We start from the raw sequence: 14,006 nt of genomic DNA, 5'->3' as shown, positions 1-14,006 counted from the left end.
TTATACTAAAAAGTAGACGTCATCAGCTTATTAAGGCGGTTCAGGGCAGACATCATTGCCATATGTTAGACAAAGTTATAAAAAACGAATGATAATTGCAATCCAGCCGAGGATCATCAATAATCCCCCTAGAGGAGTGATTGGTCCAAGAAATTTTAGATTTTTTTTCCAGTATTCTGCAAAGGAAAGAAAATAAATACTTAAGGAAAACAAAAGGGTACCCGATGTAATTAAATAATAGGCAACTCTTTCAGATTGATATTCAAAGGATAGGTTTAGCCCAAGAATCAATAAGGTGATCGCTGCATACATTTGATAGCGAACACCCACTTCAAAAGAATCCAATTTTTCGGGCGATAGAATTTTTTTGAATGCGTGCGCCCCGAAGGCTCCAAGTATAATTGCCAACGCGCCTAATAGGGCAGCAGTAATGATTACAATGTTATTCATATAGATGGTCTATTTGATAATAGATTTAGTCATGTCAATGTGCAGGATTCCGTAATCCGGATAGGGTTCAGAGTTTTGCTCAAATCCTAACTTCTCATAGAATGACTTTAAGTGAAATTGCGCACCGATTTGAATATCCTGAGGTCCAAAAGCGTCTAAAGTAGCTTCAATAGATTTATGCATAAGGAGTTGACTTAGGCCTGTTCCTCGGGCTTCTTTTACAACAATAACACGTCCGATGGAAGGTTGTAGATATGAAATTCCAGCTGGGACTAAACGGGTGTAAGCGACAATTTCTCCATCCTGCTCGGCCCAAAGATGGAGACAGAGGTAATCTTTATCATCCAGTTCAGGATATAGACACTCCTGTTCCACTACAAAAACCTCTGTACGTAATTTTAAAATACGGTACAATTCACGGTTTGTTAGCTCTTCAAAATTCTTAAGTTTCCAATTATATTGCATGATAGCGAATTAAGAGAGGAAATTGAGTTACTGATCAATCTGTTTCAGTGGATGATCGGTAACTCAATTTGTGTTATTAAAAGGGAAAATTATGCCAATAGGCTTTTTACAACTTCGGAAATTGTTTTTCCGTCAGCTTGTCCCGCTAATTTTTGATTGGCAGCACCCATTACTTTTCCCATTTCTTTAATGGATGAAGCGCCCGTCTCAGCGATGATCGCTTTGATAACAGCCTCTACTTCCTCTTTGCTCATTTGTTTAGGAAGGTAAGCTTCAATCACTTTTTCTTCTTCTACCTCGATTTGGTAAAGATCCTCACGATTTTGAGTCTTATAGATTTCAGCAGATTCACGTCTTTGTTTTACCAATTTTTGTAAAACTTTAATTTCAGCTTCTTGATTCAGATCTTCTGCATGGCCTTTCTCCGTTTTCGCGAGGAGAATAGCTGCTTTAATCGCACGTAATCCACGCAATGCAGCCGTATTTTTTGCAATCATTGCCGCTTTAATGTCTTGATTTATTTGTGTTTCTAATGACATGATATTTAAATTATTTTCGATTGACAATCGTGCCTGTAGCCTGTGCTGTCGGCATTATTAATAGATCGTTGATATTAACATGAGCTGGTCTGGTGATGACGAAAAGAATAGTTTCGGCAATGTCGGTACCGGTCAGGGGCTGTACACCTGTATACACGCTTTTTGCTCTTTCTTTGTCTCCATGAAAGCGAACCTCAGAGAATTCTGTTTCAACCATACCGGGGTCGATAGAAGTAACTTTGATACCTTTGGAAAGTAAGTCTATACGCATTGCTTTTGTTAGTGCATCTACCGCATGTTTGCTTGCGCAGTATACGTTACCATTTGGATATACTTCTTTGCCTGCAATAGAGCCCAAATTGACAATATGTGCCCCATTTGCGGTATCCATTAATGGGATGACTGCTTTGCTGACATAAAGTAGTCCTTTGACATTGGTGTCGATCATTCTATCCCAGTCACCGATATCACCATCCTGGATTGGATCCAGACCTTGGCTAAGCCCTGCATTATTGATCAATACATGGATTGTTTTCCATTCCTCTGGTAAACCGTTTATTTGGTTTTGAACCTGTTCTGAATCTCTGACATCCAATTCAAACGTATGAATTTTGATGTGGGGATAGATTGAATTCAATTTTTCCTTCAATATATCCAGTCGATTTAGTCTACGGGCACAAAGCAAAAGGTTGTAGCCTTCCTTCGCCAACACTTCAGCACAGGCTTGACCAATACCTGAACTTGCTCCTGTGATGAAAACTGTCTTTGTCATATTTTTTAACTAGTTGAAATAGTAAATCTCATTGCTGACTGTAATTTCATCTGTTGATAAAACTCAATCCAAGAGTCTTTCATAGACCTATTTGGTCGCAATATAAATCGTGCAAATGCCAAATGTTTGTGGTCTCACAATTGTTTGGTCAAAGCCAGCTTTTTTATTTATTGCAACAAATTTCTGTCCATCTGGGAACTGAGCAACGGATTCCGGTAAATATTCGTAAGCACTGGCATCTTTTGAGAAGAATTTTCCAATGGTCGGTGTCACATATTTGAAGTAAAAATTGTAGAGCTGCTTTATCGGGAATTTTTTTGGATTCGAAAATTCCAAAATAACGGCCTTACCGCCGGGTTTCAATACGCGGTAAATGTCGGACAATCCTTTTTCTAAGTTTTCAAAGTTACGGACACCAAATGCAACAGTAACAGCGTCAAAGGTATTGTCTTCAAATTGAAGCCTTTCCGAATCGCCTAATTGTACTTCAAATTGATTTTCCAGTCCTTTGTTTGCGATTTTCTTTTTAGCGACATCAAGCATTCCTTGAGAGATATCGACCCCAATTATTTTTTTTGGATTCAATATCTTGATGGATTCCAATGCAAAATCACCTGTTCCGGTAGCCACATCTAACATGAGCTGAGGTTTAATGGACTTCAGGGCATTAATGGCTTTCTTTCGCCATATAATATCAATCCCCATGGACATGAAGTGGTTTAAGAAATCATAGGAATGGGAAATATTGTTGAACATATCCGCTACCTGTTTTTTCTTGCCATCATTGGCATCTTTATAGGGCTTTAATGTTGAAGAATCGTGCGTCATTTTACAAATATACAATATAAGTATATTTTTAATGCTTAAAATAGGATTTGTTTTTTGATTTAAAGCTGAAGTCTTTTCCTCTTTAAGAAAGCTGATTTGGAGCGGTGTCCCAATAGAATTAAACCCAATCATTTTGAATTTCGATCATTTTGGTTATTCACAATGCTTTAAGTTATCAACACTTTTTAATGTATTGATTTTAAGTGCTTGTTTTTTATTTTCAACATGTTTTCAACATCTAATGTTGAAAAGTGCATCGTTAAAACTGTGTCCTTCAAAGCGTTTTGACGTTTGGTGCCTGACGGACTAATTATGCTGTTTGTAATTCAGCATCTTTGTGAATTTTATTTTTTATACATTTGTTATCCCGTCTTAAATTTAAGAGCTGGGAAGCTATATTTCTGATATAATATCATGATGAACGAGAGCAATTTTGAAGCGAATAACACGGATAATAACAAAAGAGGTAGTTATGGTGAGCGCCGTACCAAATTAAACAACATGGTAAGCGGCTTGGGTAAGCTACCGCCCCAGGCAGTAGATCTTGAGGAAGCTGTTTTGGGCGCATTGATGCTTGAAAAAAATGCACTGAGCGAGATTATTGATATTTTAAAACCAGAGTCTTTTTATAAAGAATCACATCAGAAAATTTTTGAAGCTATATTTGGCTTATTTCAAAAGACTTCGCCTATCGATATCCTGACGGTCACCTCCGAGTTACGTAGAATGGGGGCGCTGGAAATGGTGGGGGGAGCTTATTATATCACGCAGCTCACCGATCGAGTTGTCTCTGCTGCTAATATCGAATACCATGCGCGTATTATTTCGCAAAAATATATCCAAAGGGAGCTGATCAAAGTTTCTACTGAGATTATCAATAGTTCCTATGATGAGACCTCGGATATTTTTGATCTCTTGGATCATGCCGAGAAGAGTTTGTTTGATATTGCACAAAATAACTTGAGAAGAGATTCGCGTAAGATGGATGACATTATGCGTGAAGCAATTTCCAATCTTGAGATGTTGCGTGATCGTACAGATGGTCTGACGGGTGTACCATCGGGTTTAACTGCACTAGATCGCATGACTTCTGGTTGGCAACCTTCTGACTTAGTGATTATCGCCGCTCGTCCAGCGATGGGTAAAACGGCGTTTGTATTGTCTGTAGCGCGAAATGCTGCTGTTGAACATGGTAAGGCTGTTGCCGTATTCTCGCTGGAGATGTCCTCTGTTCAGCTAGTTAATCGTCTTATCGCAGGTGAAACCGAAATTGAACAAGAGAAGCTGAAAAAAGGAAATCTTGCCGATCACGAATGGCAACAATTGCATTCACGTATCGGTCGACTGACAGAGGCGCCGATCATTATTGATGATACTCCTGCATTGAACGTATTTGAATTTAGGGCAAAATGCCGTCGTCTGAAAGCACAATATGATATCCAGATGGTGATTGTCGATTACTTGCAATTGATGCATGGTAAAGCTGAGGGCAAGGGTGGGGGTAACCGTGAGCAAGAAATTGGTAGTATTTCCCGTGCTTTGAAATCTGTTGCGAAAGAGCTGAGTATTCCAGTACTGGCATTGTCGCAGTTGAGCCGTGCCGTGGAGTCGAGACCAGGAAATAGTAAAAGACCGATGTTATCGGATTTGCGTGAATCCGGATCTATTGAGCAGGATGCCGATATGGTACTTTTCTTGTATAGGCCAGAGTACTATGGCTTGACCGAAGATGAAGAAGGGCGTCCAACAGCCGGTGTCGGTGAAGTTATTATCGCCAAGCACCGTAATGGGGAAACGGGGATTGTGCCACTTCGTTTCGTAGGTAAATTCGTTAAATTTGTCGATCTTGAAGATGAGTTCTCCGGAATGGGTGGCGGTGATGGTTTTGGAGATGCTCCAACCACATTTTCTGCCTCAGCGTTGAATCCGTCACCAAATTTTGGTGAAGACTTCGGTGGAGCAGGCTTTAGCGGAGGCATTACAATGCCTTCCCGCATGAATGATATGCCTGACGATGCACCTTTTTAATCAGTAATTTTACATTAGTATCCATAAATAAAAAGCCGAATATCATATTCGGCTTTTTTATTGACCTAAGTTTAATCAACCACCGTAGCAATCTTTAATGGATTGCTGCATATTTTCACTTTAAGCGGCTAGAATTTGTAAGTCACCCCAGCTCCGACGATCTGCCTGATCTGTAAAGCAGAGTTCCTTTTTCCAATTTCTTTTCCTTCTTTGATAACAGGAATGGCTGTATTGTCATCGTAAATCATCTGTACACCAGCATTTACAGTTATGAACTTATTGACCTTCATGAAGAGATTCGCAGTGTAGTCAATGTCAACATTCTGTGGTTTATCCAGATAATTAGAATAGAGTTTCAAGATATTTTCAAAGGAAACATTTTCCATGAGGTTTACCTTGTAATAAGCATCAAAAGAGGCTCCGAATTCAGTTCTCACTTTTTTACCCGGATCCAGCCCATATCTTTGGGAAAGGGCCGTATCATTAACAAAAACAAATCTTACCGCCGCTGGGGATAGATTAAACCTTAAGTTGTCGGATTTCTTGTAGGCAAAACCCGGCCCAAAGCTTAAATATGCCGGAGCTAGGAATCGTGAAATACGCTCTTTCGGAGTTTTGGCATAATCAAACCCATCGGCAAATTGCGTGTTAAAGTTCAGGAAAAAGGTATATAGCCAATATTCTGAGGCTTTATGTCCCAGTAAACTATTCAATACTAATCTATCATCATTTTTGCGCCAGTCCGATTCCTTTTGGAAAGTTAAACCATAAGCCGCTAATACTTTATTATCCCAAGACCATTTATCTTTCTTATAATTGAAATCATAATTTAAGGTAAGATTTCCCGAAAATGAATTGACACCCCCTGCGGCCCAATTGGAGAAGGAGCTCTGGTTGATCAAAAACGTGTTTTCACCTTTGATTGTCCATGTTTTAGAGGTATCTGTAGGGGTTTCTTGGCTGAAACTTCGAAAGCTAATTAAACTTAAGGCAATAAGAACGATCGATTTAATTTTTTTCATACTAAAATTTGGTTTTTGTGCATATGCTGCGAAAATAAATGTTCTATAACTAAACGTATAACTTTGTTTATTGTTTTGTGGCTTTTTGTTTACGTATATTTTAAATAAAATCGGAACTTTGGGAACTTGATTGATACTATGAAAATAACGTTACTCTGTATTGGAAAGACAGATGATAAATACTTGATCGAAGGGATCGACAAATACATCAAAAGACTAAAGTTCTATGTCAACTTTAATATTGTGGTGATACCGGACATCAAAAATAGCAAAAGCCTTTCTGAGGAGCAGCAGAAAGACAAAGAAGCCGGATTGATTTTAAAACAATTGCAGCCACAGGATATGGTCATACTATTGGATGAGTTTGGTAAAGAGTTTCGCTCGTTGGATTTTTCTGCTTATTTGGAGAAAATGATGATCAATAGTGTGCAACATATGGTGTTTATTATCGGCGGTCCTTACGGATTTGATCAAAAGATCTACGACCGGGCCAGTTCCAAAATGTCCTTGTCAAAGATGACATTTTCGCATCAGATGATCCGTTTATTTTTTACAGAACAACTCTATCGGGCGTTTTCAATTATGAAAGGTGAACCTTATCATCATGAATAATATGGAAAAAAGTCCGTAACTTCATCATTAATAAAAACAGACTTATGAATTTACCGAATAAACGTGATTATCACTATAAAAGTGATGAAGGAGAGAAAAATAGCCAATTGAATAAATACGTCATGATAGCCTGTATCGTTATTGTGATTTTATTGGCAATTTATTTTGCATAATTTGATATCCTCTAGTTACGGATGAAGTAAAAGAATAAATCTCTTACTTAATATCCGTATGGAGGATATCAGCAGATGATTTTAATAAATTTGATTGAAATTGTTTGGAGGAGAACGCTTAATTTTTCGGAGAAGGTTGGCAGGTTTTGCGCGTTCTTTTTGGTTCGGTGTTGTTGACAAATCCCCAGTTGGTCACGTAGAATGATAAGGGGTTAATTTCTAATAATTTTTTCATTTTTTCTTTTTTTACCATATAATATTTTATTGTTTCGACTGTATTTGATCAATAATCGAGCCAAACTTTAGATTGTGCCGTGGCCTTTTTATAATTTAGTATTTGGTACCGCAAGTAATAAAATTGAGAAAAATAGGGGATAAGTGCGAGTTTCACCTCAAGCGTTAATGGCTAAATTCCCTGAACGTATTATTGAAGGAACTTTCCAAAAAGTAAAAAGAACCCTCCGCATAGTAGGTGGTAGAAGCAAAACTGTTGTGGGGATACGAATGGAGTAAAAAAAACAGCGATGTTAGAGCTTTTCGGACATCGCTGTTTTTTATTTTTACTTTTTATCTATTTTATAGAGTCTGCCAAGATCAGTAATGGCATACAAGGCTCCATCCGGTCCTTGTGTAATATCTCTGAATCGCTGTCCTTCACTGCCTAATAATCGTTCTTCGCCAATAACCTTATTATCTTTCAAAATTATTCTTGCAATATGCGTGCTACTTAAACCGCAAATAAAGAGGTTATTTTTCCATTCAGGAATGTTCTGTCCTGTATAGAACGTGATCCCACTTGGAGAGAGCACAGGATCCCAATAATAAACGGGTTGCTCAAGTCCTTCTTTCTGTTGTATTCCTGCGCCCACTTTATCTCCTTTATATTCAATTCCGTAGGTTATCGTTGGCCAACCATAATTGATGCCTGCCTGGATTTTGTTGAGTTCATCTCCACCGCGTGGACCAAATTCAGTTTCCCATAAATCACCAGTTTCAGGATGGAAAGCAAGCCCCTGCGGATTACGATGTCCATAACTGTAGATCTCTGGTCGTGCATTTGCTTTTCCGATAAATGGATTGCCTGATGCAGGCTGTCCGTCTTTTGTAATGCGCAAAATCTTGCCCAGAGCAGCATTCAAATCCTGAGCCAGAGGCCTTGTCACTAAATCGGAGCGTTCTCCGGTACTAAAAACAATATTTCCCTCTTTGTCAAAAACGATACGTCCGCCGTAATGGAGGTTACCTTTATGAGCAGGAGTAGCTTGATAGATAACCTTAGCCTCTTCAAATGATTTTTCATCCGCCGAGAGCTTACCTTTAGCAACTGCCGTTAATGTTCCTGCGGGGGTATTGTCCGCAAATACCCAGTAGACCATACGGTTGGAGCTAAAATTCGGATCGAGCCTCAATCCGAGTAATCCACCTTGGCCACTTGTATTGACCGCAGGTATACCTTTGATTGGTTCGCTTAATTTGCCATCAGCACTTGCAATACGCATATCGCCCTCTTTCTCTGTGATTAGCAGTCTGCCATCAGGCAGCGCTACAATACCCCAAGGAGACTTTAGCCCCTCGGCTATAACTTTGCCCTCGAAAGCTGTAGTTGTTTTAGCACCAGCAATTCTGGTCTGCCCAGCAAAAGCAGGTTTGTAGTCCGAATTTGCTTTTTGCGTTTCTACCGGTGGATAGCTTGTGGTATCTGTAGGATTAGTTGTGCTATCTGAACCGGAGTTTGAATTTGCATGATTGGAATTGCAGGCAGTCAAGCCAAGCGATATCGTTAAAAGGCTTATTGTCAGTTTGTTTTTCATTATTAATGACTTGTATTTTGGTCTGATTGTTCGTTTGAAGATATTAAAAATTAATGAAATGCTGTGCGATATAATGTAATAAATTTATCGACATCCGGTCATAAGCCAAAAAAAGGGGTGAGGGGAAATTAGGGGGTGCCCAGACAATGCGTCAGTATCTGTTGTAATTCATTGTCTTTATTGACATAATAATCGCTTACCTCTAGTAGTGCATTTGTGCTTAAATTATAGACACAGACCGGAATATAATTGGGTTGAGCGGATGTTTCGAAAGTCTTAAAATAGTCTGCACTTTCCTGGAAAGTTGAAAACTCTTTTGACTCATAATGCCGTGTCTCTTGATTATATGCAATGGTTACATAGTTCTTTTTCATCGTACATTCCTTTACCTAGAATAACGAAAGGTAAACGATAAAAGTTTTAAAAATTCGCAGCTTTTTATTTTAAACACTGATGTGACTAGCATCTACATGTTTTCCGAAGAATATTTTTGCTTTGCTTTCAAAATCTCTAGGGTCGTCTGTGGTGTAGAAGGCCAACTGACTATTTTTTGAACAGTATGTTTCTATTTCAGCATGACGGTGAAGGTATTCCTGTAGACTTTTCGCAACTATAGGTCCTTGGGAGATAATATTGACATTTTTTGGGACGTATTTTTCGATTACAGGTAATAATAAGGGGTAATGTGTACAGGCCAATACAATGGTATCTATTTGATCGGACTTCTGCAACAGTTCATGGATATCTTTTTGGACGAAATAATGTGCTCCCTCTGTATTGATCTCATTATTTTCAACCAGAGGAACCCAAAAAGGGCAGTCATGTTGAAAAACCTCAATTTCTGGATTAAATTTATGTATCTCGATCTTATACGATTCAGATTTTACCGTCCCTGTCGTTGCGAGGATACCGATTTTGTTTGTTTTCGTATAATTATGGATGATTTCAGTTGTTGGTCTGATGACTCCAAGCACTTTTTTTCCTGGAGGAAGATCGTTTTGTTGAATCGTTCTTAATGCTTTTGCCGAAGCCGTGTTACAAGCTAAAATAACGAGATTACAGCCTAAATCAAACAATTTAAATACACATTGCTTGGTGTAATTATATACGGTCTCAAACGACCTTGTGCCATAAGGAACACGTGCATTGTCACCTAAATAAATATAATCATATTGAGGAAGGAGCTGCTGAATTTCCTTAAATACAGAAAGGCCGCCATAACCGGAGTCGAAAATGCCAATAGGACCAGAAGTCAGTGTATTATCCATAACGCAATGCTATAAGTTACATCCACCTATAACATTGCGTTATAAGATTCAGTTTTACTGAAGCAAAGATGGTTTCTCTTTATATATTTTCCAAATTAATTCGCCAAATAATGTATTAGTCCAGGCAAACCAATGTCTTGTGAATTTTTTCGGATCATTCTTATGGAAGGATTCATGCATAAATCCTGTACCACCATGCGTGCTCACTAAAGTTTTGATGCAATTGCGGATCTCTTCATCATTTGTCGAAGTTTGCGCACGCATAATAATTGACATTGGCCAAATCATATCGCGGCCAATATGCGGTCCCCCGATACCTTCGGCTGCGGTACCTTTAAAGAAGAATGGGTTTTTATCGGACAGCACAAAATTACGTGTACGTTGATAGACCTCGTCATTGAGATTGACTGCACCTAAATAGGGCAGAGCCAATAAACTAGGGATATTTGCGTCGTCCATCATGAGATGACTTGAATAACCATCTACTTCAAACGCATATATTCTCCCTAAGGTTGGATGATCTATAATTCCATATTTATTTACGGCAGCCTCAACTTCATTCGCGAGCGATTCCATTTTTGCGGAAAGCGTCGGTTCGTTTTTAACCTTTTTGAGAATTTCTGCAGATTGTCTCAAACTGACCACCGCAAATAGGTTAGAAGGAATTAGGAAAGAAAAAATAGTCGAGTCATCCGAAGGTCTAAAGCTTGAGCAGATCAAACCTACCGGATTTATGGGATAGCCATAACCATCTACTTGCAGCGTGTCGGAACCCCTTGACGTCGTTCGCTCAAATTTATAGGGGCCTAAACTATCCTTACGTTGCTGTTCAACAAAAGTTTGATAGATCTTGTGCTGAGCCTCTAGCCATTCGTCGTTAAATGGAGTACTGTCATTTGTTTCCTTCCAGTAATGGTAAGCAAGTCGAATCGGATAACATAGTGAATCAATTTCCCATTTCCGTTCATGGATTCCTGGTTTCATACTCGTGTGGTCACTGAACCATTCCCCTTTTTTTGTTGGGTCATTATAAAAAGCATTCGCATAAGGATCAATGTTGATACATTTACTTTGTTTTTGTATTAATCCGACAATGAGATCCTGCAATTTTTTATCTTTTTTCATAAAAGGAAGGTAGGGCCATACCTGTGCGCTACTGTCACGTAACCACATTGCATCTATATCTCCTGTAATAACATAGGTATAGTTTCTGCCATTTTGAACATAGGGAAATACAGTTGTATCCAATGTATTTGGAAAGCAGTTGTTAAATAACCAGGTCAGTTCCTTGTTTTTGACATTTTTTTGAAACTCTGTAATGGCATCTTCAATTACTTTACTTGAAAAAAGCCGTTTTTCTTTAGCAGTGCGTACAGTCGGAAAAGAATGTTCCTGAGCAAAAGAAAATTTGCTTGCGAATGCACCTGCTGTCAATAAGGTTGCGTTTTGGATAAATGTTCTGCGTTTCATGTTTATTAGGGCCGATTTTTTGTTATACAAGGTTATTTACTAAGATGCAAGATATAAATATTTTTGAATATAAAGAACAGCAAATACGATTTAGCATTATAAAATTGACTACAGATGTTAATAAAGTCATTTTTATTCGGTTAATTTGCAGTTAGGAATGCATTTTGCTAGAAGAAATAATCTTTGAAATAATTTTATGGGGCTTAATATATCAAAAAAAAATAATTTACTTCGAATTGTGCTGGCAGGCATCGGGGTAGGTGTCTCGTTTGCAGGTTTTGGGCAAATTAAAAGTCAGCCTTATTCGTATCATTTCTATCAGAAAATGAACGATGTCGTTTATTCTACTGAGACGAGAATGCACACAACAGCTAAACCATTCGTCATCAAGGATTCTTTGTTGTTGGCCAAATTTGACTCGATTCAATCCAATAAACCAGTTTCCTCATCGAATTGGTTCATGCGTAAGATCTTTAATGAACATTTGGTTCAAGTCGAGAAAGATGATTATACATTCTATGCGGACTTTTTGCCGGATATGTATATTGGAAAAGATATGCAGGGTGATAAACGTCGTACATGGATGAATGGTAGAGGATTTCAAGTGGGATTGAACGTGGGTAATAAATTCACTTTTAATTCATCGGCATTTGAAAGCCAAGCTGTTTTTCCAAAGTATCTTGACGATTATATTGTCGCTAATAAAGTAATTCCTGGTCAGGGAAATACCAAATTTCAGTCTAAAAATAAAATGGACTGGATGTATGCGACAGCAAGTATGACTTACGATGCGCATAAGTATATCCAAGCGACTATAGCGTACGATAAAAACTTTATTGGTGATGGTTACCGCTCGATGCTGCTTTCTGACTTTTCATCTAATTATGCGCATCTGAAGCTGACCGGTACGATTGGCAATGTACAGTATACATCAATTTGGGCTTACATGAATGATCCGACACATCCAAGAGAGGATCTAACTGGGGTATATCCTATGGAGGGGCAAAATAACACACGTTTAGGAGATGGGAAGAAATGGGGAGCTTTTCAATATTTGGATTGGAATGTGACCAATAAATTGTCCGTTGGCTTTTTTCAGTCCGTGGTCTGGGCCGCTCAGGATGACGCTGGAAAAAGAGGTTTTGACTTTAGTTACATAAGTCCGATTATCTTTATACGTCCTGTCGAGAATAATAATCGCACATCTCCCGATAAGATGTTTCTAGGGTTGACCTCAAAATATAAATTGCCTTATAATTTGACGGTTTATGGTCAGTTTTTATTAGGTGAATTTACGGCCAAGGAATTTTTTGCGGGTAATGGTTATGCTCATAACAAGTGGGGCGCACAGTTAGGTGTAAGAGGTTATGACATGTTTGGTGTCAAAAACCTAAACTTCCTTGCGGAGTATAATACGGCTAGACCTTATACCTATGCACACTTTAAATCCTATTCCAATTATAGTAACAATGCCGAACCATTGGCACATCCAAAAGGTGCTAACTTTAGAGAGTTGGTTGGTCTCGTAAACTATGCATGGGACAGATGGGACTTTTCATTACAGGGAATGTATACGCAGAATGGATTGGATCTGCCTGACGGAACGAATATGGGTGGAAATATCTTTCAATCCTATAACACCATTCCAAATATGTATGGAAACCATATCGCGCAAGGAATAAAAAATAATATCTATTATGCGGATGCGAAAGCAGCGTATGTACTTAATCCTAAATATAATCTTCGTTTAGAATTGGGGTATATGCAACGCTATGCGAAAGCACAGTATGAAACACCTGTCGTGAATAAATCGGGCGTGGTTACATTTGGACTTCGTTCAAGCTTTAGAGCAATCTATAATGATTTATAGGAAGTTTTTATATATTTGAGCACATTACAGCTTATGAAAACATCATGATTATTCAGGCCGTATAAGGGAATGTATAATCATGATGTTTTTTGTTTAATATATTCATTTTAATATCGTTTAAAATGTAACCGATACTACTGGGGTAGTTTGAATGCATAACCCCAAATAGATAATATTGAATCAATCACTAAATACCGATGAAAAAAATCCTTGTATTAAATGGCCCAAACTTAAATCTATTGGGTGTTAGGGAAAAGTCAATCTATGGAAGTCAAGATTTCTTGAGTTATTTTGAGGAATTAAAGACACGTTTTTCTACAGTCCAATTGGAATATTTTCAGAGTAATTCTGAGGGCAAGTTAATTGATAAAATTCATGAGGTCGGTTTCGCGTATGATGGCATTGTAATGAACGCTGGAGCATATACCCATACATCTATTGCTATTGGAGATGCTATTGCTGCTGTTCAGACTCCGGTTATTGAAGTTCATATCAGCAATGTTCATCAACGGGAAGAATTTCGACATCATTCCTTCTTGGCAAAAAACTGTAAGGGGGTAATCTGTGGCTTTGGGCTGGATAGTTATAGACTTGGCATCGAAGCTCTTTTAGTTTTGTAGGTACTTCGTTTACTTCTAGAACATCCGTGCTGAGCGGAGTGAAGAAGGGGGGGTAAATGAGAGGAGTTGACAGCTATG

General features: G+C 38.4%; 15 protein-coding genes and 1 riboswitch. Of the genes, 5 read left to right on the top strand and 10 right to left on the bottom strand.

The genetic code is table 11. From position 1 onward, the window contains the following. Positions 1-6 precede the first annotated feature (6 nt). A riboswitch (Fluoride riboswitch) is annotated at positions 7-69 on the bottom strand. Between the two features lie 6 nt (positions 70-75). From ABFX33_RS04345 to ubiE, 5 genes are all read right to left on the bottom strand, one after another. Beyond that, on the bottom strand, positions 76-450 hold the full coding sequence (locus tag ABFX33_RS04345; RefSeq protein ID WP_120258365.1) for a DUF423 domain-containing protein: 375 nt from the start codon (positions 448-450) through the stop codon (positions 76-78). A 9-nt stretch (positions 451-459) separates the two neighbouring features. Continuing rightward, complete coding sequence (locus ABFX33_RS04340) at positions 460-915, bottom strand: GNAT family N-acetyltransferase (protein WP_257089322.1); 456 nt, start codon at positions 913-915, stop codon at positions 460-462. Positions 916-1,004: 89 nt separating this feature from the next. Further along, positions 1,005-1,454 carry a GatB/YqeY domain-containing protein gene (locus ABFX33_RS04335; RefSeq protein ID WP_223578792.1) on the bottom strand — a complete coding sequence of 150 codons (450 nt, stop codon included), beginning with the start codon at positions 1,452-1,454 and terminating at the stop codon, positions 1,005-1,007. Positions 1,455-1,464: 10 nt separating this feature from the next. Then, positions 1,465-2,226, bottom strand: coding sequence for an SDR family oxidoreductase (locus ABFX33_RS04330; RefSeq protein WP_120258362.1), 762 nt, complete (start codon positions 2,224-2,226; stop codon positions 1,465-1,467). Positions 2,227-2,313: 87 nt separating this feature from the next. Next, on the bottom strand, positions 2,314-3,054 hold the full coding sequence (gene ubiE / locus ABFX33_RS04325; protein ID WP_346084482.1) for a bifunctional demethylmenaquinone methyltransferase/2-methoxy-6-polyprenyl-1,4-benzoquinol methylase UbiE: 741 nt from the start codon (positions 3,052-3,054) through the stop codon (positions 2,314-2,316). 414 nt (positions 3,055-3,468) lie between these two features. Here ubiE and dnaB point away from each other — a divergent pair, with 414 nt between their 5' ends. After that, positions 3,469-5,082: a replicative DNA helicase gene (dnaB, locus tag ABFX33_RS04320; RefSeq protein ID WP_120258361.1), complete on the top strand. Its 1,614-nt coding sequence runs from the start codon at positions 3,469-3,471 to the stop codon at positions 5,080-5,082. Positions 5,083-5,210: 128 nt separating this feature from the next. Here dnaB and ABFX33_RS04315 read toward each other — a convergent pair whose 3' ends face one another. Continuing rightward, on the bottom strand, positions 5,211-6,104 hold the full coding sequence (locus ABFX33_RS04315) for a DUF3078 domain-containing protein (RefSeq protein ID WP_346084480.1): 894 nt from the start codon (positions 6,102-6,104) through the stop codon (positions 5,211-5,213). A 138-nt stretch (positions 6,105-6,242) separates the two neighbouring features. On the opposite strand from ABFX33_RS04315, the gene rlmH reads away from it, so the two are divergent. Next, positions 6,243-6,716 carry a 23S rRNA (pseudouridine(1915)-N(3))-methyltransferase RlmH gene (gene rlmH / locus ABFX33_RS04310; RefSeq protein ID WP_077435332.1) on the top strand — a complete coding sequence of 158 codons (474 nt, stop codon included), beginning with the start codon at positions 6,243-6,245 and terminating at the stop codon, positions 6,714-6,716. Between the two features lie 44 nt (positions 6,717-6,760). Further along, positions 6,761-6,889: a hypothetical protein gene (locus ABFX33_RS04305; RefSeq protein ID WP_259182944.1), complete on the top strand. Its 129-nt coding sequence runs from the start codon at positions 6,761-6,763 to the stop codon at positions 6,887-6,889. Positions 6,890-7,449: 560 nt separating this feature from the next. Here the strand turns inward: ABFX33_RS04305 and ABFX33_RS04300 are convergent. From ABFX33_RS04300 to ABFX33_RS04285, 4 genes are all read right to left on the bottom strand, one after another. Beyond that, positions 7,450-8,700: a PQQ-dependent sugar dehydrogenase gene (locus ABFX33_RS04300; protein ID WP_346084478.1), complete on the bottom strand. Its 1,251-nt coding sequence runs from the start codon at positions 8,698-8,700 to the stop codon at positions 7,450-7,452. Positions 8,701-8,828: 128 nt separating this feature from the next. Continuing rightward, on the bottom strand, positions 8,829-9,074 hold the full coding sequence (locus ABFX33_RS04295; RefSeq protein ID WP_346084477.1) for a hypothetical protein: 246 nt from the start codon (positions 9,072-9,074) through the stop codon (positions 8,829-8,831). A 69-nt stretch (positions 9,075-9,143) separates the two neighbouring features. Then, positions 9,144-9,968: a glutamate racemase gene (murI, locus tag ABFX33_RS04290; RefSeq protein ID WP_346084476.1), complete on the bottom strand. Its 825-nt coding sequence runs from the start codon at positions 9,966-9,968 to the stop codon at positions 9,144-9,146. Positions 9,969-10,022: 54 nt separating this feature from the next. After that, positions 10,023-11,438: a glycoside hydrolase family 125 protein gene (locus tag ABFX33_RS04285; RefSeq protein ID WP_346084474.1), complete on the bottom strand. Its 1,416-nt coding sequence runs from the start codon at positions 11,436-11,438 to the stop codon at positions 10,023-10,025. A gap of 196 nt (positions 11,439-11,634) precedes the next feature. Between ABFX33_RS04285 and ABFX33_RS04280 the strand changes: the two genes are divergently transcribed. Together ABFX33_RS04280 and aroQ are read left to right on the top strand one after the other, a co-directional pair. Beyond that, the gene (locus ABFX33_RS04280) at positions 11,635-13,308 is read left to right on the top strand and encodes a gliding motility protein RemB (protein WP_346084473.1); all 1,674 of its coding nucleotides are present in this window, start codon (positions 11,635-11,637) and stop codon (positions 13,306-13,308) included. A gap of 197 nt (positions 13,309-13,505) precedes the next feature. Continuing rightward, positions 13,506-13,928 carry a type II 3-dehydroquinate dehydratase gene (aroQ, locus tag ABFX33_RS04275; RefSeq protein ID WP_120258354.1) on the top strand — a complete coding sequence of 141 codons (423 nt, stop codon included), beginning with the start codon at positions 13,506-13,508 and terminating at the stop codon, positions 13,926-13,928. The last annotated feature ends 78 nt before the right edge of the window (positions 13,929-14,006 follow it).

Source organism: Sphingobacterium ginsenosidimutans, from assembly GCF_039536865.1.
Classification (GTDB): Bacteria; Bacteroidota; Bacteroidia; order Sphingobacteriales; family Sphingobacteriaceae; genus Sphingobacterium; species Sphingobacterium detergens.
The sequence above is the reverse complement of the archived record's forward strand: the minus strand, read 5'-3'. Positions and strand labels throughout refer to the sequence as shown.

Coding starts and splice junctions, on each gene's coding strand:
- ABFX33_RS04345 (WP_120258365.1), bottom strand. CDS start 450: ATGAATAACATTGTAATCATTACTGCTGCCCTATTAGGCGCGTTGGCA.
- ABFX33_RS04340 (WP_257089322.1), bottom strand. CDS start 915: ATGCAATATAATTGGAAACTTAAGAATTTTGAAGAGCTAACAAACCGT.
- ABFX33_RS04335 (WP_223578792.1), bottom strand. CDS start 1,454: ATGTCATTAGAAACACAAATAAATCAAGACATTAAAGCGGCAATGATT.
- ABFX33_RS04330 (WP_120258362.1), bottom strand. CDS start 2,226: ATGACAAAGACAGTTTTCATCACAGGAGCAAGTTCAGGTATTGGTCAA.
- ubiE (WP_346084482.1), bottom strand. CDS start 3,054: ATGACGCACGATTCTTCAACATTAAAGCCCTATAAAGATGCCAATGAT.
- dnaB (WP_120258361.1), top strand. CDS start 3,469: ATGATGAACGAGAGCAATTTTGAAGCGAATAACACGGATAATAACAAA.
- ABFX33_RS04315 (WP_346084480.1), bottom strand. CDS start 6,104: ATGAAAAAAATTAAATCGATCGTTCTTATTGCCTTAAGTTTAATTAGC.
- rlmH (WP_077435332.1), top strand. CDS start 6,243: ATGAAAATAACGTTACTCTGTATTGGAAAGACAGATGATAAATACTTG.
- ABFX33_RS04305 (WP_259182944.1), top strand. CDS start 6,761: ATGAATTTACCGAATAAACGTGATTATCACTATAAAAGTGATGAAGGA.
- ABFX33_RS04300 (WP_346084478.1), bottom strand. CDS start 8,700: ATGAAAAACAAACTGACAATAAGCCTTTTAACGATATCGCTTGGCTTG.
- ABFX33_RS04295 (WP_346084477.1), bottom strand. CDS start 9,074: ATGAAAAAGAACTATGTAACCATTGCATATAATCAAGAGACACGGCAT.
- murI (WP_346084476.1), bottom strand. CDS start 9,968: ATGGATAATACACTGACTTCTGGTCCTATTGGCATTTTCGACTCCGGT.
- ABFX33_RS04285 (WP_346084474.1), bottom strand. CDS start 11,438: ATGAAACGCAGAACATTTATCCAAAACGCAACCTTATTGACAGCAGGT.
- ABFX33_RS04280 (WP_346084473.1), top strand. CDS start 11,635: ATGGGGCTTAATATATCAAAAAAAAATAATTTACTTCGAATTGTGCTG.
- aroQ (WP_120258354.1), top strand. CDS start 13,506: ATGAAAAAAATCCTTGTATTAAATGGCCCAAACTTAAATCTATTGGGT.